At 37.1% G+C, this 19,428-nt stretch carries 19 protein-coding genes; 15 read left to right on the top strand and 4 right to left on the bottom strand.

Going from position 1 to position 19,428, the window contains the following annotated elements; all coding sequences use genetic code 11:
• Positions 1 to 276 precede the first annotated feature (276 nt).
• Positions 277 to 792 (top strand): hypothetical protein, encoded by a 516-nt coding sequence (locus B0G92_RS00450; protein WP_101470704.1) that lies wholly within the window; start codon positions 277 to 279, stop codon positions 790 to 792.
• A gap of 172 nt (positions 793 to 964) precedes the next feature.
• Positions 965 to 1,519, top strand: a complete 555-nt coding sequence (locus B0G92_RS00455; RefSeq protein WP_101470705.1) for a hypothetical protein — start codon at positions 965 to 967, stop codon at positions 1,517 to 1,519.
• A gap of 365 nt (positions 1,520 to 1,884) precedes the next feature.
• Here B0G92_RS00455 and B0G92_RS00460 read toward each other — a convergent pair whose 3' ends face one another.
• The gene (locus B0G92_RS00460) at positions 1,885 to 3,063 is read right to left on the bottom strand and encodes an MFS transporter (protein WP_101470706.1); all 1,179 of its coding nucleotides are present in this window, start codon (positions 3,061 to 3,063) and stop codon (positions 1,885 to 1,887) included.
• A gap of 209 nt (positions 3,064 to 3,272) precedes the next feature.
• Between B0G92_RS00460 and B0G92_RS00465 the strand changes: the two genes are divergently transcribed.
• The 7 genes from B0G92_RS00465 to B0G92_RS00495 all read left to right on the top strand — a co-directional run bounded on the left by B0G92_RS00465 (position 3,273) and on the right by B0G92_RS00495 (position 8,592).
• Complete coding sequence (locus B0G92_RS00465) at positions 3,273 to 4,019, top strand: electron transfer flavoprotein subunit beta/FixA family protein (protein WP_101470707.1); 747 nt, start codon at positions 3,273 to 3,275, stop codon at positions 4,017 to 4,019.
• 93 nt (positions 4,020 to 4,112) lie between these two features.
• On the top strand, positions 4,113 to 5,081 hold the full coding sequence (locus B0G92_RS00470; protein WP_056072276.1) for an electron transfer flavoprotein subunit alpha/FixB family protein: 969 nt from the start codon (positions 4,113 to 4,115) through the stop codon (positions 5,079 to 5,081).
• Positions 5,082 to 5,240: 159 nt separating this feature from the next.
• On the top strand, positions 5,241 to 5,864 hold the full coding sequence (locus tag B0G92_RS00475; RefSeq protein WP_056072274.1) for a bifunctional nuclease family protein: 624 nt from the start codon (positions 5,241 to 5,243) through the stop codon (positions 5,862 to 5,864).
• 45 nt (positions 5,865 to 5,909) lie between these two features.
• Positions 5,910 to 6,734 carry a thymidylate synthase gene (locus B0G92_RS00480; RefSeq protein ID WP_101470708.1) on the top strand — a complete coding sequence of 275 codons (825 nt, stop codon included), beginning with the start codon at positions 5,910 to 5,912 and terminating at the stop codon, positions 6,732 to 6,734.
• A gap of 15 nt (positions 6,735 to 6,749) precedes the next feature.
• Positions 6,750 to 7,688 (top strand): energy transducer TonB, encoded by a 939-nt coding sequence (locus tag B0G92_RS00485; RefSeq protein ID WP_101470709.1) that lies wholly within the window; start codon positions 6,750 to 6,752, stop codon positions 7,686 to 7,688.
• Positions 7,689 to 7,759: 71 nt separating this feature from the next.
• The gene (locus tag B0G92_RS00490) at positions 7,760 to 8,098 is read left to right on the top strand and encodes a 2TM domain-containing protein (protein WP_056072265.1); all 339 of its coding nucleotides are present in this window, start codon (positions 7,760 to 7,762) and stop codon (positions 8,096 to 8,098) included.
• Positions 8,099 to 8,109: 11 nt separating this feature from the next.
• Positions 8,110 to 8,592 (top strand): dihydrofolate reductase, encoded by a 483-nt coding sequence (locus B0G92_RS00495; protein WP_101470710.1) that lies wholly within the window; start codon positions 8,110 to 8,112, stop codon positions 8,590 to 8,592.
• Positions 8,593 to 8,941: 349 nt separating this feature from the next.
• On the opposite strand, the gene B0G92_RS00500 is transcribed toward B0G92_RS00495, so the two are convergent.
• The gene (locus B0G92_RS00500; protein WP_245867644.1) at positions 8,942 to 9,259 is read right to left on the bottom strand and encodes a hypothetical protein; all 318 of its coding nucleotides are present in this window, start codon (positions 9,257 to 9,259) and stop codon (positions 8,942 to 8,944) included.
• Positions 9,260 to 9,455: 196 nt separating this feature from the next.
• On the opposite strand from B0G92_RS00500, the gene ubiE reads away from it, so the two are divergent.
• Positions 9,456 to 10,187, top strand: a complete 732-nt coding sequence (gene ubiE, locus B0G92_RS00505) for a bifunctional demethylmenaquinone methyltransferase/2-methoxy-6-polyprenyl-1,4-benzoquinol methylase UbiE (protein WP_101470711.1) — start codon at positions 9,456 to 9,458, stop codon at positions 10,185 to 10,187.
• A gap of 2 nt (positions 10,188 to 10,189) precedes the next feature.
• Positions 10,190 to 10,894, top strand: coding sequence for a type IX secretion/gliding motility protein PorT/SprT (gene porT, locus B0G92_RS00510; RefSeq protein ID WP_101470712.1), 705 nt, complete (start codon positions 10,190 to 10,192; stop codon positions 10,892 to 10,894).
• A gap of 2 nt (positions 10,895 to 10,896) precedes the next feature.
• Here the strand turns inward: porT and B0G92_RS00515 are convergent, their stop codons facing one another.
• The gene (locus tag B0G92_RS00515) at positions 10,897 to 11,622 is read right to left on the bottom strand and encodes a TrmH family RNA methyltransferase (RefSeq protein WP_101470713.1); all 726 of its coding nucleotides are present in this window, start codon (positions 11,620 to 11,622) and stop codon (positions 10,897 to 10,899) included.
• A gap of 35 nt (positions 11,623 to 11,657) precedes the next feature.
• Between B0G92_RS00515 and tamL the strand changes: the two genes are divergently transcribed.
• The 3 genes from tamL to accD all read left to right on the top strand — a co-directional run bounded on the left by tamL (position 11,658) and on the right by accD (position 16,278).
• A complete protein-coding gene (gene tamL / locus B0G92_RS00520; protein ID WP_101470714.1) occupies positions 11,658 to 14,225 on the top strand; it encodes a translocation and assembly module lipoprotein TamL in 2,568 nt (855 codons plus the stop codon).
• 49 nt (positions 14,226 to 14,274) lie between these two features.
• A complete protein-coding gene (fbaA, locus tag B0G92_RS00525) occupies positions 14,275 to 15,342 on the top strand; it encodes a class II fructose-bisphosphate aldolase (RefSeq protein ID WP_056072251.1) in 1,068 nt (355 codons plus the stop codon).
• A gap of 81 nt (positions 15,343 to 15,423) precedes the next feature.
• Positions 15,424 to 16,278, top strand: coding sequence for an acetyl-CoA carboxylase, carboxyltransferase subunit beta (accD, locus tag B0G92_RS00530; RefSeq protein ID WP_056072248.1), 855 nt, complete (start codon positions 15,424 to 15,426; stop codon positions 16,276 to 16,278).
• A 59-nt stretch (positions 16,279 to 16,337) separates the two neighbouring features.
• Here accD and B0G92_RS00535 read toward each other — a convergent pair whose 3' ends face one another.
• On the bottom strand, positions 16,338 to 17,588 hold the full coding sequence (locus B0G92_RS00535) for an ABC transporter permease (RefSeq protein ID WP_101470715.1): 1,251 nt from the start codon (positions 17,586 to 17,588) through the stop codon (positions 16,338 to 16,340).
• 277 nt (positions 17,589 to 17,865) lie between these two features.
• On the opposite strand from B0G92_RS00535, the gene purH reads away from it, so the two are divergent.
• Positions 17,866 to 19,392 carry a bifunctional phosphoribosylaminoimidazolecarboxamide formyltransferase/IMP cyclohydrolase gene (gene purH / locus B0G92_RS00540; RefSeq protein ID WP_101470716.1) on the top strand — a complete coding sequence of 509 codons (1,527 nt, stop codon included), beginning with the start codon at positions 17,866 to 17,868 and terminating at the stop codon, positions 19,390 to 19,392.
• The last annotated feature ends 36 nt before the right edge of the window (positions 19,393 to 19,428 follow it).

Here is a 19,428-nt window from a genome sequence, read left to right on the forward strand (position 1 = left end):
GAGAAAATTTTGAGCCGGATGATTTTAATAAAAATGCTTTTAGCAGTGGTTGCCATGTTAATTTAGTTGTCGGTTGTAGAACAGCTGTATCAGGATTTTTTGAAGATAGTAATGTCACACAATTTTCTGAAAAACTTGACAATAAATCCATAGTTTATGGTTCAGATGCGAGAGTTTACTATCCAGGAGGTATGTAAATGACTTTGAGTTAGTTAAAAAAAATAATGGAAAAATTGTAGAGAAGAAAGGCGAACTGCCAGTTAAAACCGAATAGCTATGAAAAAAATAATAATTATTAGTCTGACTGTATTTGTTATTGTTTTAGCTTCTTTATACTTTTTGTTTGATTTTCCTATCATTCTAAATGGCAATCAAAAAGAGAGTCTAATTGAAAGTGATACAGCAGACAACATTTTCAATCCGATTAAAAGCATAGATTTTAATACAGGAAATAATAGAGTTTATTTGTACTTTGGAAATGCAGACATAGCAGAACTACCCAAAAAAATGATTAAGAGCAAACTATTCGAATGCAGTAATAATGAAATACTTCAGGACCTTAAACGAGATTTTATATTCAAGAAATCAGGTGGAGATATGTCTACTTGTGAAAGCAAACTACTTGTTTATAAGAATGATAAATTAGTTTTCTGCACTTCTTTTGTTCTTACTGACAATGTTATAGGGCTACAAAATAGCCTTGCGGGTTGGGCTGATGCTCTAAATCAAGAAAATTTAAAAAATAATTTTCTGAAATTTAAACCAACAAGGAAAATATTTATAAAATTATAAATCATAAAAGATTGTTTCGATTTTTGAGTCTGCTTTTTTTTTATTATAGTCGGATTTGAAGTTTCTTATAATATACTACATACAATGCTATAACAGATAATAAAACAATAAAGAAATTGTATCCTTTTCTCCTTTGAATGTTAATTTTCAAACTTCTTATAAAGTGAATAATATGATTTATTCAATAAATGGCAAACACGAAACAAACACATCTGAATCTTACAATAAGGATATATATGTATATAAGGATAATCTAATTATTCCTTATATAAATCTTCAAATACTTAGTCCAAATTTTAATCATCCTACAATAAAGGAAAATGATAGATTAAATTTTGCATATTTAATTTTTAAGACTGTTAAAGAAATGCATTGGAGTTATGAATTTAATAATAAAATAAGATATAAAAATTTAGTTTTTGATACTTTATCAAATGATAATGATTATTCTACGAAATATATTGACGCTACAAATATATTTACAGAACATTACGGATATGACTTTGAAATCAAATTCAAAGAACAATATCTGTATTTTTCAGAGGATGTAGCAATAAAAAATGGAGTTTTGAGTCATTGGATTCCAATAGATACGCCAAATTTCAAAAGAAACTTAAGTAAGGAAGCAGTAAAATCTTTTTTTATTAAAGATAATGTTCCGTCAGAAATTACAGAATTAGTAGGAGCTATAAATTCTAAAGTATTGGAAATATTAAATATTATTTAGTTTATTGGAAGTTGTTGTTTATACATAATAAGTGTAATTTAATTTTCTTGATAAATTAGAAATTTTAGCAAAAAATGCCAATTATTACAGAAAAGCGCTGAGCAATTAAAATGTCTTTTTCATTTTTTTGAAGTAAGGGCTAACCCTTTTCATCAAGTTTCAACGAAATATCAGAATTGGATTAATTAAATATTGATAGATTGAGAAGAATCTATATTTTAAGGTAAATTCAAATTCTATTAGCAAAAAATGTGCACAGAACATTCTTTGCTTTAGTCGGTAGCACTCAATTTTGCGTTCCGCTCATCAAAAACTAAGCAATAGACTTTAGGAGCCGAAAAAGAACGAAATAAAATAAATAAGAACTACATTTTCACTTTCCTAACATAAACCCAAACATAAACCAAAGCCAAAAACGTCATTCCACCACTCAAATACATAATAAGCGGAATTTTACCAATTACATCCTGATAAATCCATCCTGCAAACAAAGCTCCTAGGCCAATACCGGCTTCAAGGGCAATATACATCGTAGCCATGGCTTTACCGCGATGTTCGGGGTAGCTCATATCGACAGTCCAGGCATTTAGTGCCGGAGAAACGATTCCCGTTGCAATTCCGTATAATGCGGCACCAACAAGCAAACCTGTTACGGACTGTGAAAAAGCGATAACCCCTAATGAAACAATCAGAATGGCCAGGCCAATTCCCATTGGCTTTAAACGTCCGTATTTATCCGAAGCTTTTCCGGCTCCAAAACGAATCAGTAGCGAAGTAACCGTAAATACCATAAAAAACAGACCTTTATTGGCAATTCCTAAATGATGGCTCCAATCCGGAATCAGTGTTAGAATCACACCATACGCCATATAAGAAAGGAAAGTTACTATCGCTGCCGGGAGTACTTCTTTTGCTATGATATCTTTTCTTGAAATTTTCAAAACATGCAGGCTGAATCGGTGTTTGTGCTTCAATGTTTCTTTCATGTTCATCAGGATAACAATAGACAACAAAGCAAATACCGAAGAGGCATAAAACAGCATATTCATTGAAAAATGCAGCTTAATTGTACTTCCAATAGCCGGACCAATCGCCATACCGGTACTGAAACACAACCCGTGAATTCCAAGTGCTTCTCCCCAACGTTCCCTCGGAATAATATCCGCCACATAAGCAGCCGTTGCCGTAGGTTTAAAACCCGTAGAAAAACCATGAATCAGACGTAAAAACAAAAAGCCGGAAACTGTTGTTAAAACCGGATATAAAATACCGCAAACAAAACAGACTATGGAGCCTACCGCCATTACAGGAACTCTTCCTAATGTGTCGGTCAGCCTACCGCTAAACGGACGCGAAATACCTGCTGTCAATGTAAAAAGTGCCACAATAAGTCCTTTGTATTCCGCACCACCCATGCTGCTCAGATAGTCCGGCAATTCCGGAATCAGCATATTAAAACTTGCCGAAAACAGCAGAGAACTCAGGCAGACTAATCCAAAATGAACATTGTATATGGAATTAGGCTTATTTACAGAAGTATCCATCAGGCATTTTTAAGGCTGCAAAGATACCAAACATAACGCGAGCTATCTGTTAAAGATTTTCTCAAATTTTTATTAAAATCCCCTAAACCGCTACGAAAACGAAATAGTTCGGGAAAAATTATTAAAATATTATGCATGCATAGTTTTTTATTTAAATTATAATCCTTAATTTCGGAGCCTTAAATATCAACACTATAATTTTACATAAAATGAAAATATTAGTTTGCATCAGTCACGTTCCTGATACTACTTCAAAAATCAACTTTACGAATGGCGATTCAGAATTTGACACAAACGGAGTACAATTTGTAATCAACCCAAACGATGAATTTGGTTTGACAAGAGCGATATGGTTCCAGGAACAACAAGGTGCTAATGTTACCGTAGTGAACGTTGGCGGACCAGAAACCGAAGCAACACTTAGAAAAGCATTGGCAATTGGGGCTAACGAAGCTATCCGTGTCAACGCAAATCCTACAGACGGTTTCTTCGTAGCAAAACAATTGGCAGAAGTAATTAAAAACGGAGGTTATGACCTGGTTATCGCCGGAAAAGAATCTTTGGATTACAATGGCGGAATGGTTCCGGGAATGATTGCCGGATTGACAAACTCCAATTTCGTAAACTCTTGTATTGGCTTAACAGTTGAAGGAAACAATGTAAAAGCAGTGCGTGAAATTGATGGCGGTAAAGAAACTGTAGCGACTACATTGCCATTGATTATTGGAGGTCAAAAAGGACTTGTTGAAGAAAAAGACCTTCGTATTCCTAACATGAGAGGAATCATGACGGCCAGAACAAAAGCTTTGACAATCCTTGAGCCGGTTGCAGCAGACTCTAACACAAAAGCGGTAAAGTTTGAAAAGCCAGCTCCAAAATCAGCGGTAAAATTAATCAGCCCTGATAACCTGGATGAACTTATCAACCTTTTACACAACGAAGCAAAAGTTATATAATTTGAGATTTTAGATTTCAGATTTTAGTAAAATTAAAAATAACGTTTTAGGATTTGCATTTCACAAATCATAAATCACAAATCATAAATTATCATGTCAATATTAATATACGCAGAATCTGCAGAAGGAAAATTCAAGAAAGTAGCTTTCGAATTAGCTTCTTACGGTAAAAAAGTTGCAGAATCTTTAGGCACTACCGTTACAGCCGTAACCATTAACGCCGGTGACGTTTCCGAATTGTCAAAATACGGAGTCGATAAGGTACTGAAAGTAAACGACGATAAATTATCAAAATTCACAGCTAAGGCCTATGCTGACGCTATCAAACAGGCTGCCCAGAAAGAAAACACAAAAGTAATTTTGCTTTCTTCTACAACAGACAGCCTTTACCTGGCTCCTCTTGTTGCTGTTTCCCTAAATGCAGGATATGCTTCAAACGTAGTTGGATTGCCGGTTAGCACTTCTCCTTTTCAGGTAAAAAGAAATGCATTCTCAAACAAGGCTTTCAACATTACAGAAATCAACACCGAAGTAAAAGTTTTAGGATTGGCTAAAAACTCATACGGAGTTTTTGAAAATGCTGTTTCCCTGACTCAGGAAGATTTCGCTCCATCTATTAGCGATGCTGATTTTGGAGTAAAAGTAGAAAACGTAGAAAAAGTAACCGGAAAAGTAACTATTGCTGATGCTGAAGTTGTAGTTTCCGGAGGAAGAGGACTAAAAGGCCCTGAAAACTGGGGAATGCTTGAAGACTTGGCTGCCGTTTTAGGCGCTGCTACAGCTTGCTCTAAACCGGTTTCAGATTTAGGATGGAGACCTCACAGCGAACACGTTGGACAAACAGGAAAGCCTGTAGCAACCAACCTGTATATTGCAATTGGAATCTCCGGAGCTATTCAGCATATTGCCGGAATCAACTCTTCTAAAGTAAAAGTTGTTATCAATCAGGACCCGGATGCGCCTTTCTTCAAAGTAGCCGATTACGGTGTTGTTGGAGATGCTTTTGAAATCGTTCCGAAACTCACGGAAAAATTAAAAGAATTCAAGGCAAATAATTCGTAAATAATTTTTTAAATTGTGCCCATATTAGGGCTATCTAAATTTAGATAGGAATATCAAAAATTTAGATAGCCCTTTTTTTTCATTATTTTTGCCCATTGAATATCGAAAGATTCAGTTCAAGCCTTTTTAAAAAACAACAAACAAACATAGACCTTACTAATGAGTTTAGTAAAACTAACCATAAAAGGAATTTCATACAGCCAAACACAAAATGGCGCTTATGCGCTGATTTTAAATGAAGTGGACGGAGAGCGAAAACTGCCAATCGTAATTGGCGCTTTTGAGGCTCAATCAATTGCTATTGCTTTAGAAAAAGAGATAAAGCCGCCCAGGCCGCTAACTCATGACTTGTTTAAAAATTTCGCCGAAAGGTTCGATATTATAGTAAAGCAGGTCATTATCCATAAGCTTGTCGACGGTGTTTTTTATTCCAGTATCATCTGTGAAAGAGATAAAATAGAAGAAATCATAGATGCCAGAACATCAGATGCCATTGCTTTGGCACTACGTTTTAACGCTCCTATTTTTACCTATAAAAACATTTTAGACAAAGCCGGGATTTTCTTAAAAACAAATCCGCAGGAAAGCGACAACCAGGAACAGGTAGAAGATGTTCTTTCCAATCCGGAAACATTTGGCATGGAAGAATCTAACGAAGCTGGCGAGACCTATAACAAACTCAGCCTGTCTGAACTGCACGAACAACTGGAAACGGCTGTTCAGAATGAAGATTATGAGAAGGCAGCCAAAATTCGGGATGAAATTAGTAAAAGAGAATCTTAATCAGGGTTCTTTACAACGTATTAAAACAGCCTAAAGCCTAGAAAGATGCAACAATATTTAGATTTAGTAAAGCACGTTCTCGAAACAGGAACACAAAAAGGAGACAGAACCGGAATCGGAACAAAAAGCGTTTTTGGTTATCAGATGCGTTTTGACCTGTCTGAAGGTTTCCCTATGGTTACTACCAAAAAGCTGCATCTTAAATCTATCATCTACGAACTATTGTGGTTTCTGAAAGGCGATACGAATATTGGCTATTTGAATGAAAACGGCGTAAAAATCTGGGACGAGTGGGCAGATGAAAATGGCGAACTAGGTCCGGTTTATGGACATCAATGGAGAAACTGGAACAGTGAAGAAATCGACCAGATTACAGAACTGATTGAAATATTAAAAACCAACCCAAACAGCAGAAGAATGTTGGTTTCTGCATGGAACCCATCTGTATTACCTGATACTTCCAAATCTTTCGCAGAAAATGTTGCAAACGGAAAAGTAGCACTTCCGCCCTGCCACGCCTTTTTTCAGTTTTATGTAGCAGATGGCAAATTATCCTGCCAGTTATATCAAAGAAGCGCCGATATCTTTTTAGGAGTGCCTTTTAACATAGCATCTTATGCATTATTGACATTGATGATTGCTCAGGTTTGCGATTTAAAACCGGGAGATTTTATCCATACTTTTGGTGACGCGCACATCTATAACAACCATATTGAACAATTAGAGTTGCAGCTTTCCCGCGACCCGAAACCGCTGCCAAAAATGATTCTGAATCCGAATGTCAAAAATATTCTCGATTTCAAATTTGAGGACTTTACTTTAGAAGGCTATGAGCCGCACCCTCACATTAAAGGAGCAGTCGCGGTTTAAAACTAATTTACACTTATGAAATCATTTCTACTTTCGGTATTATTTTTAATGATGCCTGTCTTGCTATTGGCGCAAGACGGAAAAGACAAAAAAACGCTCCTGGATTCTCTGGAAAACCCAACAGTCAAGGACAATTATACGTATTATAAGATTGTAAAAAACCATAATATTCCGAGTGATTCTTATGAAATAAGAAATTATTATCGTTCCGGGAAACTGTATGCAGAAGGAAAAACCACCGACAGTCTTGGCTATAACAAAACCGGAAAATTCATAACATATTACGAAAACGGCAACAAAAAAAGCGAAGGAAGTTATACCAACTCTAACCCTACAGGCCCTTATAAAACCTGGTATGAAAACGGCAAATTACAAATGGACGCCGAATATTTTGATACAGAAAAAACAATCGGGAATTTAAAAATCAATCAATTTTATGATGCCAAAGGAAAACAGACCGTCAAAGATGGAAACGGCGTCTATGAGGAGGAAAGTTATGGCGGAAAATCCAGCGGCAAAATAAAAGATGGCCTCAAGGAAGGCGAATGGAAAGGTAGCAACACTACCACAAAAGCTACTTTTATAGAATTTTACAACGCAGGAAATCTTATCTCCGGCGAAAGTACCGATTCTGATTCTCAAAAATACCCTTATCGTGAAATCCTTGAAAATCCGGAACCCTACAAAGGAATGGAAAACTTTTATAAATATGTGGCAGCAAATTTTCATATTGAGAATGTCGACACTCCAGTTAGTGACAAAATCATTGTGAGTTTTATCGTTGAAAAAGACGGTTCGGTAGCCAATATAAAAATACTAAAAGGCTTAGGCGGACAATTAGACCTGGAAGCTAAACGAATTGTAAAAAAATATAACGGATGGAAGCCGGGAAAAGTCAGAGGAATGTTCGCCAGAATCTCTTTGGCTCTGCCAATAGCTATTCACATCGACTAATAAAAAACATTCTTCAGTAGCTTTTAAAATTTTAAAAATAAATCTTATCTTTAAAATCAAATTTCTATCGTATGGAAAATAACCAACACGAACTCTACGAATATGCCCGTCGCAGGATGAAACAGAAAAAACGTCTGTATTTCCACTTTATCCTGTTCTTTGTTGGAAGTATTTTTTTCCTCATCATTCACAGGGTATTAGACCTCGACATTTATCCGGGCTCTAATTGGGATTTATGGGCTATAGTCGTCTGGGCATTTATCTTTGTTCTTCATTTTATACGGGTATTTATTACTGATAGCTTCATGAACAAAAACTGGGAAAGGTCCCAAATTGACAAACTGGTCGCAAAACAAGAACGAAAAATACAGCAATTGCAGTCTAAAATCGACAACAACCCACAATCTTAAATACCTTCCTGATGATTACCCTAATTGCTGCTGCTGCAGAAAACAATGCTCTTGGAAAAGACAATGCCATGCTTTGGCACTTACCGGATGACTTTAAACGGTTTAAAGCAATCACTACAGGGCATCATATTATTATGGGAAGAAAAACTTTTGAAAGCTTTCCCAAACCTTTACCTAACCGTACTCATGTCATCATAACCCGTCAGAAAAAATATGCTCCGGAAGGATGCATTGTGGTTGACAGTATGGAAAACGCCATTGCCGCCTGCCCTAAAGATGAAGATATTTTTATTATTGGCGGAGGCGAAATCTACAACCTCGGAATGCCGTTTGCCGACACAATCGAACTCACAAGAGTTCATGATTCGTTTGAAGCCGATGCCTTCTTTCCTGAAATAAACCGTAACGAATGGGAATTGATTTCTGAAGAATACCATCCAGCCGATGAAAAACACAAAGTTGATTTCAGTTTTCAGACTTTCGCAAGAAAATAAAAATTGATTATAAGGGATTTTTTCGCCAAAAAAGATTCTTACATATAGGTTTATAAACTTGTCCTCTTTTGCGGCTCTGCGCCTTTGCGTGAAACAATTGCTCGCAAAGACGCAGAGCCGCGAAGTAATTAAAATCTTTTTGAAGGAATGTTTTGAAAGAGAGTCTTTTCCGAGTCCCTTTTCCTTTTATATGGAATATTTAAATGGGTCTAATCATTCTAATCCATGGCTAAAATCCGCCATTCCTTGATTTGACATAACTGCCTGATACCTATCAAAAAAAAACATCCTGAAAAAATTCCAGGATGTTCATAGTTAAACGATTCAATACTATTTTCTCAGAAAACAACTACTCTATAGACAGTATCTGATAACTTAAAATAAATATTAGTGCCGCCATCAAAACTCCGGAGATGAAGATAATGACATTGGCAAATTTTCGAGAATACATCTCAAAAAAGCCTTTAATACCAAATACCACAAAGGTACTAAAAACGAAAAAAACTAAAATTTCCAAAAACAAATTTAACCCTAAGAACGTTTGTGGCACCCCAATTTCAGCGTCGTTTTTAAAAACGCCGCCGTCGATACTGTTCACAAGAAAAAATGAGATAGCTAGTGCCAGTAGTATCCATTTCAGTTCTGCTATTAATAACCTTGAAAACATGTGATTGAATTGTTTTGTTTAACAATGTAAAATTGCACAATATAAATACGCAGCGCAATCGCCTAATTTTGGTAAATTTTTTTCTAACCTAATTTAGTGACCCTCTGCCTACCCGTTCTTAAAACAACTCAACCATATTAAATTGATGTTGTTTGTTATCAATTATAATAGTTTATCTTTGCGCAAACTATTGAAAATGTCAGAGAACGTCACTCCCTATAAAGGTTCTTCTTTAGGAAAGAAAGAGCAGGTTGAGCAAATGTTTGATACGATTTCCGGAAAATACGACGGATTAAACCGCGTTATCTCTTTTGGTATCGATATCAAATGGAGAAAAAAAGTATTGAAGATTGTAGCCTCAAAACAACCGGAAACCATTTTAGATATTGCTACCGGAACGGGAGATTTGGCCATATTAATGTCACAGACCAGGGCTTCAAAAATAATAGGACTTGATATTTCCGCAGGAATGCTGGAAGTGGGAAGAAAAAAAATCGAAGCCAAAAACCTTTCAGACAGAATCGAAATGATTCAGGCCGATTCAGAAAACATGCCTTTTGAGGACAATTCTTTTGATGCTATTACGGTTGCTTTTGGAGTCAGAAACTTTGAACATCTTGAAAAAGGACTATCAGAAATCCTGCGTGTACTTAAACCTGGCGGAATTTTTGTTATTTTAGAAACTTCGAATCCAACAAAATCACCCTATAAACAATTTTATAATTTCTATACAAAAAACATCCTTCCTCTTATAGGAAAGCTGTTTTCTAAAGACAATGCCGCCTATGGCTATCTTTCAGAATCTGCGTCAGTTTTCCCTTTTGGCGAAGCCTTAAACAATATTTTGAGAAAAATTGGGTTTATAGAAGTTGCAGACCAACCACAAACCTTTGGAGTTGCAACCATTTACTCTGCCTCTAAGAAATAAATATGAAAAAAATATTTGCGATTTTTCTTTTATCCCTTTCCTTGAATAGTCAGGCGCAATTTGGCACCAACCTATTCAGCAAAGACCCTATTATCAATTTGGAAAACTGGGATAAACAGCGTGTCCATTGGGGCTACTTCCTCGGATTTAATGCCTATGACTTTAAATTCGATTACAAGCAGCCCGGAAAAGAAATACAAGTGAAAGGAACAACCGGATTTAACGTAGGTCTTATAGGAAATTTAAGGCTGCACGAATATATCGACCTTCGCTTTGAACCCGGATTATACTATACGCAAAGAGACCTTCTTTTCCCTGGCTTTGAGAGTGAAAGCGATGCTTTAAGACAAGTAAAGTCGACTTATATCCATTTCCCTTTATTATTAAAGTTTTCTTCGATGAGAACCGGAAATATCCGTCCGTTTTTAGTTGGTGGTGTTTCAACTTCCCTAAATCTGGGCAGTAATTCAAAGTCAAAAGAAGACAACTTAAATGACCGTTTCAGAATGAAACAATGGACAAATAATTACGAACTGGGATTTGGAGTTGATCTATATCTGGAATATTTCAAATTTTCTCCTTCTATCCGGGGTATATTCGGATTGGATGATGAGTTAATTCGTGATAATGACCCAAACAGTCCATGGACAAGCAATGTCGGTTCAATGAAAACCAGAGGCGTTTTTGTCAATTTTACTTTCCAATAGACTTAGCTTCTTTTGAATTCGCTTAGGATAATGGCAGTAGCAGTAGCCACATTAAGGCTTTCCGTTAACTGTAGATTTCCAAATCTCGGAATAGCCAGCCTATGATTCACGGTTTGTTCAATTTGGGATGAAATTCCGTTGGCCTCATTGCCCATGACAATAATTCCTTCTTTCGGTAATTCAGTCTTATAAATGTTGTCACCGTCCATGAAAGTTCCAAAAACAGGCAAATTAGTTTCGGATATAAACTTTTCAAGATTTACATAACTAACATTCACTCGCGCAATTGAACCCATAGTAGCCTGCACGACCTTAGGATTATAAATATCAACCGTTTCCTCAGAACAGACCAATTCGGAAATGCCAAACCAATCACATAAACGTATTATAGTGCCCAGATTTCCCGGGTCGCGGATGTCATCCAGCGTAACAATTAATCCGGTTTCGTTTATCTTTTTAGGTTCCGGTTTTCTGAAAACGGCAAGACAATCATTTGGAGTAGTCAGGGCACTGATCTTTTTCAATTCGCTTTCGGAAATGTTTATTATCTTTTTTGGATTTACGTCAGGAAAAACCGCAGTTGTCGTAAATAAATATTCCAGAAAAAAATCAGAATGGATTAGTTCCTGAATCACTTTTTTGCCTTCGGCAAAAAATAATTGGTGCTCTTTTCTGAATTTTTTCTGCTGTAAGCCCGTTATTAATTTTATTTGGTTTTTGCTAACCATAAAAAATGTATTTTTGAATTAAATATGCCCGACACTTGAAAAAGATAAGCACAAAAATATCACTATTTCTTCTAATAGGAATCATATTTACCGCCTGTAACACTGTAAAAAGAGTTCCGGAAGGAAAAAGGCTTTTAACAAAGAATGAAATTGTTGTAAATGACCAGATCACAAAAGATGAGGCTATAGGCAATCTCCTGTACCAAAAGCCCAACAGCACCATTCTGGGATATAATCTGCGATTGAATTTATATAACCTTGCCAAGCAGAATCCGGATTCTTCCTTTAAGGCCAAAATGAACGCCAATCCAAAAAAATACGAAAGGCTTTCCAAATTGCTTTCAAAGAAACAGGTGGAACGTTTAGGAAAATCCTTTTTCTATTCCGGCTTTCACAACTTCCTGAAAAGAACCGGTGAGCCTCCGGTTATTATTGATGAGGCAAGGGCCAAGAAATCAACAGCACGACTGCGTGCCTATTATTTCAACAATGGTTTCTTCAATGCAAAAACATCTTATAAAATTGATACGCTTCCTAACAAAAAAGGACAGATACAATATACAGTAACCACCGGCGAACCCTATATTATAGACTCCCTTTACAGAGAAATAGCAACGCCCGCACTGGATTCGCTATATGAAAAGAACAAAAATAAAACGCTTATCATTCCCGGACAGCAATTCAAATCTGTAAACTTTGAGGCTGAACGCGAGCGTATTACCACAAACTTCAGAAATAACGGAGCCTATTATTTCCAGCCAACCAATATTAATTTTGTTTGCGACTCGATTGATACGAATCATAAAACCCACGTAAACCTGAAAATATCAGACCGTAACGTACGCGTTGGCGATACTACCATCACAAAACCTTTCAAACTTTATAAAATAAGCGAAGTAAATATCTTTACTGACAGTCCTTCCAATAGCAATCGGGTTAAGGTTGCTGACAGCGCTATCTACAACAACTTTAATATTTATAGTAAAGACAAGCTGCGTTACAGACCAAAAGCATTGACCGATGCTATTTTTATTTCAAAAGGAAGCACCTATGCCGATTTTAGAAGAACAGCAACCTCCAGGTCTCTGAATAACCTTCGCGTTTTCAACTATCCAAACATACAGTTTGTAGAAGATTCGACAGATGTCAATGAATCTTCACTCATTGCAAACATCTACCTTACGCCCCGTAAGAAGTTTAGCTTTGGTGCTTCCGCAGACGTGACCCATTCCAACATACAGAACTTTGGTATTTCGGGCAGTATGACAGGAACATTCCGTAACCTTTTCCGGGGAGCAGAAACCTTAGAGCTATCACTTAGGGGCAATATCGGTTCATCAACAGATTTAGGAATTGCAAATCCAAACAACGTGTTTTTTAACCTCTCAGAATATGGTGCTGACGTTAAGTTAAACATTCCGCGATTCTTTTCTCCTTTTAATACGGACAAGCTTATTGCAAAAAACATGATTCCCAACACTGTTTTCAGTCTTGGTTTTGCAAAACAGCAAAATATAGGTTTGGACAAAGAGAATCTGACGGCTTCAATGTATTATACCTGGAGTCCGAAACGAAATACAACTTCCCGTTTCGACCTGTTTAATATACAATATGTAAAAAACATCAATAAGGCGAATTATTTTAATGTGTACCGTTCGTCTTACGGAAGGTTAAATGACGTGGCAAGAGATTATGCCAGCCAGGTTAATCCGGATTACTTTAATGCCAATGGCGACCTTATTATAGAATCCGGAACAAACGGATTCCTTCAGGATGTAACCGGACCTAATCCAACCATTGTAACAAGTCCGGAAGATTTAAGAGTAATCGAAAGTATTTCTGAAAGAAAAGACCGATTGACAGAAAACAACCTGATTTTTGCTTCCAGCTATACCTATACTAAAAACACGAAAACCGACCTGCTCGATAACAATTTCTGGATTTTTAAGACCAAAATTGAATCTGCCGGAAACTTTTTAGGACTGATTTCAGACATTGCCAAACAGCCTAAAAATTCCTTGGGCAACAAAACCATCCTCCAGGTTGAATATTCGCAATATGTTAAAGGAGAGCTTGATTTTATAAAACACTGGGGGTTATCCGGCAACAGGGTATTGGCCATGCGCGCTTTTTTCGGAATAGCAATACCTTACGGAAATTCAAACAACATTCCCTTTTCACGAAGTTACTTTGCAGGAGGTTCCAATGACAACCGGGCCTGGCAGTCTTACGGACTTGGACCAGGAAGTAGTGGAAGCATTAACGACTTCAACGAGGCTAACTTAAAAATTCTATACAGCGCTGAACTCCGATTCAAAATGTTAGGAAAACTAAACGGTGCTATTTTTGGGGATGCAGGAAACATCTGGAACGTACTGGATGATGTAAAAGACCCAAAATCAACTTTCACAGGAATACGTTCTTTGGAGAATATTGCTATAGGTTCCGGATTTGGATTCCGATATGACTTCAACTTCTTTGTTATCCGTCTGGACATAGGGTTCAAGACCTATGACCCTGCCAAAGAAGTAGGTGGCAGATGGTTCAAAGATTACAATTTAGGCCACTCCGTATTAAATATTGGAATTAATTACCCATTCTAATTTCAGAAATTATTATTTTTGTAACCTTTAACTATAAACAAAAAACACAATGGCTCATAATATAAAACCAGGAGTTGCAACCGGGGATCAAGTACAGGAGATTTTCAAATACGCAAAAGAAAAAGGCTTTGCACTGCCTGCCGTAAACGTAACAGGCTCAAGCACAATCAATGGCGTTTTGGAGACTGCTGCAAAATTAAAAGCTCCGGTTATCATACAGTTCTCAAATGGCGGTGCCATCTTCAATGCCGGAAAAGGCTTATCTAACGAAAACGAAAAAGCAGCTATCGCAGGAGCCATTGCCGGTGCAAAACACATCCACACTCTGGCAGAAGCTTATGGAGCAACTGTTATTTTACATACAGACCACTGTGCAAAAAAATTATTGCCTTGGATTGACGGACTTTTGGATGCATCTGAAAAACATTTTGCCGAAACAGGAAAACCGCTTTTCAGTTCTCACATGATTGACCTGTCTGAAGAGCCAATCGAAGAAAACATCGAAATCTGCAAAGAATACCTGAAAAGAATGTCCAAATTAGGAATGACTCTTGAAATCGAGCTTGGAATTACAGGTGGAGAAGAAGACGGAGTTGACAATTCTGATGTAGACAGTTCTAAATTATATACGCAGCCTGAAGAAGTAGCCTATGCTTATGAAGAACTTCTAAAAATCAGCCCTCGTTTTACAGTAGCAGCTGCTTTCGGAAACGTTCATGGCGTATACAAACCAGGAAACGTAAAGCTTACGCCAAAAATCCTTAGAAACTCACAAGAATACGTACAGAACAAATTCAACACAGGACACAATCCTGTAGATTTCGTATTCCACGGAGGTTCTGGATCAACTTTGGAAGAAATCAGAGAAGCTATTGGATATGGTGTTATTAAGATGAACATCGATACAGACCTGCAATTTGCCTTCACGGAAGGAATCAGAGATTATATCGTTAAGAATATTGACTATCTGAAAACCCAAATCGGAAATCCGGAAGGACCTGAAGCTCCAAATAAAAAATATTACGATCCAAGAAAATGGATCCGCGAAGGAGAAGTTACTTTCAACACCCGATTAGAGCAGGCTTTCAAAGACCTGAACAATGTAAACACTTTGTAATATCAAATTCCAGATGCTAATGCTATTAGTGTCTGGAATTTATTTTTTATATAATTCACAATTAACCATAAATAAGTAAATATGGCTTGGTTTAAAAGAACAGAAAAAGGAATTACTACCGCTACAGAAGACAAGAAAGATGTTCCTAAGGGACTTTGGTATAAGTCGCCTACCGGAAAAATCGTAGATGCAGATGAATTAGCACGAAATTTATATGTGAGCCCGGAAGACGGATTTCACGTTAGAATTGGAAGCAAGGAATATTTCGAGATTTTGTTCGACAATAACGAATTCAAGGAATTGGATGCTAAAATGACATCGAAGGATCCGCTACATTTCGTGGATACTAAAAAATACTCAGACCGACTAAAAGACGCTATGGAAAAAACCAAGCTGAAAGATGCGGTTAGAACAGCAGTAGGAAAATCAAAAGGAAAAGACCTGGTTGTTTGCTGTATGGATTTTGCTTTTATTGGTGGTTCTATGGGTGCCGTAGTGGGTGAAAAAATTGCAAGAGGAATTGATTATTCTATCAAAAACAACATCCCTTTCCTAATGATTTCAAAATCAGGAGGAGCAAGAATGATGGAAGCAGCCTACTCTTTGATGCAGTTGGCAAAAACTTCTGCAAAATTGGCTCAATTAGCTGAAGCTAAAATTCCATACATCTCTTTATGTACTGATCCTACTACCGGAGGAACAACAGCATCCTATGCAATGTTGGGCGATGTGAACATTTCTGAGCCGGGAGCCTTAATTGGATTTGCAGGACCTCGTGTTGTAAAAGACACCACAGGAAAAGACCTCCCTGAAGGTTTCCAGACTGCAGAATTCGTCTTAGAACACGGTTTCTTAGATTTTATTACTCCTAGAAAAGAGTTGAAAAACAAGATAAATTTATACCTTGATTTGATTCTTAACAATCCAATCCGATAAAACAAAAAAATCCCGATGCAATAAACATCGGGATTTTTTTATATCTGTTTTTTCTGTTTTTACATTCCTGTCCTGATGGCTTCAACCGGATCCAATCGGGAAGCTGAAACAGCCGGCAATATTCCGGACACCAGTCCTATAAGAGCAGCCAGAGTTGTTCCTATAACAATATTCTTAAAACCAAGCACAAACTCAAAATCCAAGGTATTAGTCAGTATAGCCGCAATTCCCCATACCATTAATAAACCTACCACACCACCTATCAGACATAATATGATTGCTTCAAACAGGAATTGCATCAAAATAAACTTATTTTTTGCTCCCAATGATTTTTGGATTCCAATCAGATTGGTACGTTCTTTTACCGATACGAACATAATATTGGCTACACCAAATCCACCCACTAAAAGCGAAAAGCCACATATTGCCCACCCTATCACATTCATCGTTCCTACAATCCCGTCAATCAAATCCGTAAAACCAGACAACACATCAATAAAAAAGTTATCCTCGCTTCCTACTTTCAGTCCTCTTTTGTTTCGCAACTTTTGAATGATTTCGCCTTTAAACGCATCAACATCAACACCCGGATCAGGCTTAATGATGATGATTGGCGTCATGGAATCATTATGGTCTCCAAACTTATTTCTTAAAAAATTGACAGGAATGAATGCTGAAATATCATTGTTTTCACCAAACATCCCTTGTCCCTGTTTTTCCAGAACTCCAATTACGGTAAACCGCTGGCCATACAACCTGATTTTTTTTCCTATCGGGTCCATATTTCCAAAAAGGCTGTTGGCAACCTCATAACCAATTATGGCAACCGGCGTTCCTGAATTGGACTCCGATTCATTAAAAAAGCGGCCTTCCTTTATCTTTTGGGGCTGAATTTCAACAAATTCATAAGTAGCAGGAACAATATTGACATCGCTGACCGATTTGGTATCGTATTTTACAATCTCACGTTTTGTAAATAACTGGTAGGTAGATTTGTCCATACCATTTACCGCATTCTTGAGATAATCATACTCTTCATAAGTCACATTCGGGTACTGGTCCCTTTTCCAACGCGGCACTTCAGACGGACCAAAAGGAAAACGTTTCAGATACATCGTGTTTTTATCCAATGTGCTCATATCACTTTTAATCTTTCTATCCAGAGAATCAACTGCCGTTAATACGGCGATGATAGAAAAAATCCCTATGGTGACACCAAGAAGCGAAAGAATGGTCCGCAATTTATTATTGCGTAACGCATTCAGGGCAAAGCCAAAACTTTCTCGCAGCAAGCGCAGATATACAACCATAAAGCCGAATTTGAGTCTCTGTAAAATTCAGTAATTTTAATACAATTTCCTAAAAAAACTTCCATATTTCTCTGAAAAAGAAAAATAGCAACAGGCATACCCGTAAGAAGCTTCGCAGGTAAAATTTTTCAAACATAAATCCGCTCATAAAAACAGCTTCCAAAAGCCTAAACTCCCACTCGAAATAAATCTTGAAAAAAACCTAAAAAACATGTATTTATTGTTTTATAGTTAAACTTACAATAGCTACTTTTGCACCTTTAAACACAACAACACAATGAGTACTTCAAAAACTATCAAATCGGCCTTGATTTCAGTCTTTTCGAAAGACGGACTGGAGCCAATCGTGAGAAAACTGCATGAGCAAAATGTAACCTTTTATTCTACCGGAGGAACAGAAGATTTTATCAAAAATCTTGGAATACCTGTAGTACCTGTAGAAGATGTGACTTCCTATCCGTCAATCTTAGGAGGGAGAGTAAAAACATTACACCCAAAAATTTTTGGTGGTATCCTAAACCGCCAGGACCATGAAGGTGATGTTCAGCAGATGGAAGAATATCAGATTCCGCAGATTGATTTGGTAATTGTTGACTTATATCCTTTTGAAAAAACAGTAGCCTCCGGTGCTTCGGAAGCGGACATTATAGAAAAAATAGATATTGGCGGCATTTCCCTAATCCGTGCTGCCGCAAAAAACTTCAAGGACACCGTAATTGTGGCTTCTGTAGACCAGTATGCCGATTTCCTTGAGGTAATCACAAAACAAAACGGAGCCCTGACACTGGAAGACAGAAAACTGTTCGCCACAAAAGCGTTCCATGTTTCGTCACATTATGACACGGCTATTTTTAATTATTTCAATACAGACGATACTGTCTACAAAGCAAGTGTTGCAGAGGGCCAGATTTTGCGTTATGGAGAAAATCCACACCAAAAAGGATTTTTCTTCGGAGATTTTGACGCCATGTTCAAAAAGCTCCACGGTAAAGAATTATCATACAACAACCTTTTAGATGTTGATGCGGCCGTAAACCTTATCCTGGAATTCAAAAACGACGATCCGACTTTTGCCATCCTAAAGCACAACAACGCTTGCGGATTAGCAACAAGAAGCACAATGAGAGCAGCCTATCTTGATGCTTTGGCAGGCGACCCTACTTCTGCATTTGGAGGTGTTCTTATTGCTAATGGAAAAATCGATACAGAAACAGCAAAGGAAATCAACCAGCTATTCTGTGAAGTTGTAATAGCTCCAGGCTATGACGAAACCGCAATTGAAATATTATCTGAAAAGAAAAACCGAATAATTTTAGTTCAAAACGATATCGAACTTCCACAAAAACAGGTTCGTACGTGTCTGAACGGATTGTTAGTGCAAGATAAAGACAATGTAACAGACAATAAAGAGCACTTAAAGACCGTTACTACAACTCCCCCGTCTTCAGGAGAAACTGAAGATTTGTTGTTTGCGTCAAAAATCTGCAAAAACACAAAATCCAATACAATCGTATTGGCAAAAAACAAACAACTTATCGCATCAGGAACAGGACAAACGTCACGTGTTGATGCTTTAAAACAAGCAATAGAAAAAGCAAATAGTTTTAATTTTGATTTGAAAGGCGCCGTGATGGCAAGTGATGCATTTTTCCCTTTCCCGGATTGCGTGGAAATTGCTCATAACGCCGGAATTACTGCTGTAATTCAACCTGGTGGCTCCATAAAAGACGAATTAAGTATCAATTACTGCAATGAAAATAAAGTTGCAATGGTATTTACAGGAACACGTCATTTCAAACATTAAATTATGTAACTTTGCATGTTAAAATTTTATAAACAT

Origin of the sequence: Flavobacterium lindanitolerans (genome assembly GCF_002846575.1) — a bacterium.
Taxonomy (GTDB): Bacteria; Bacteroidota; Bacteroidia; order Flavobacteriales; family Flavobacteriaceae; genus Flavobacterium; species Flavobacterium lindanitolerans.

Coding starts and splice junctions, on each gene's coding strand:
- B0G92_RS00450 (WP_101470704.1), top strand. CDS start 277: ATGAAAAAAATAATAATTATTAGTCTGACTGTATTTGTTATTGTTTTA.
- B0G92_RS00455 (WP_101470705.1), top strand. CDS start 965: ATGATTTATTCAATAAATGGCAAACACGAAACAAACACATCTGAATCT.
- B0G92_RS00460 (WP_101470706.1), bottom strand. CDS start 3,063: ATGGATACTTCTGTAAATAAGCCTAATTCCATATACAATGTTCATTTT.
- B0G92_RS00465 (WP_101470707.1), top strand. CDS start 3,273: ATGAAAATATTAGTTTGCATCAGTCACGTTCCTGATACTACTTCAAAA.
- B0G92_RS00470 (WP_056072276.1), top strand. CDS start 4,113: ATGTCAATATTAATATACGCAGAATCTGCAGAAGGAAAATTCAAGAAA.
- B0G92_RS00475 (WP_056072274.1), top strand. CDS start 5,241: ATGAGTTTAGTAAAACTAACCATAAAAGGAATTTCATACAGCCAAACA.
- B0G92_RS00480 (WP_101470708.1), top strand. CDS start 5,910: ATGCAACAATATTTAGATTTAGTAAAGCACGTTCTCGAAACAGGAACA.
- B0G92_RS00485 (WP_101470709.1), top strand. CDS start 6,750: ATGAAATCATTTCTACTTTCGGTATTATTTTTAATGATGCCTGTCTTG.
- B0G92_RS00490 (WP_056072265.1), top strand. CDS start 7,760: ATGGAAAATAACCAACACGAACTCTACGAATATGCCCGTCGCAGGATG.
- B0G92_RS00495 (WP_101470710.1), top strand. CDS start 8,110: ATGATTACCCTAATTGCTGCTGCTGCAGAAAACAATGCTCTTGGAAAA.
- B0G92_RS00500 (WP_245867644.1), bottom strand. CDS start 9,259: ATGTTTTCAAGGTTATTAATAGCAGAACTGAAATGGATACTACTGGCA.
- ubiE (WP_101470711.1), top strand. CDS start 9,456: ATGTCAGAGAACGTCACTCCCTATAAAGGTTCTTCTTTAGGAAAGAAA.
- porT (WP_101470712.1), top strand. CDS start 10,190: ATGAAAAAAATATTTGCGATTTTTCTTTTATCCCTTTCCTTGAATAGT.
- B0G92_RS00515 (WP_101470713.1), bottom strand. CDS start 11,622: ATGGTTAGCAAAAACCAAATAAAATTAATAACGGGCTTACAGCAGAAA.
- fbaA (WP_056072251.1), top strand. CDS start 14,275: ATGGCTCATAATATAAAACCAGGAGTTGCAACCGGGGATCAAGTACAG.
- accD (WP_056072248.1), top strand. CDS start 15,424: ATGGCTTGGTTTAAAAGAACAGAAAAAGGAATTACTACCGCTACAGAA.
- B0G92_RS00535 (WP_101470715.1), bottom strand. CDS start 17,588: ATGGTTGTATATCTGCGCTTGCTGCGAGAAAGTTTTGGCTTTGCCCTG.
- purH (WP_101470716.1), top strand. CDS start 17,866: ATGAGTACTTCAAAAACTATCAAATCGGCCTTGATTTCAGTCTTTTCG.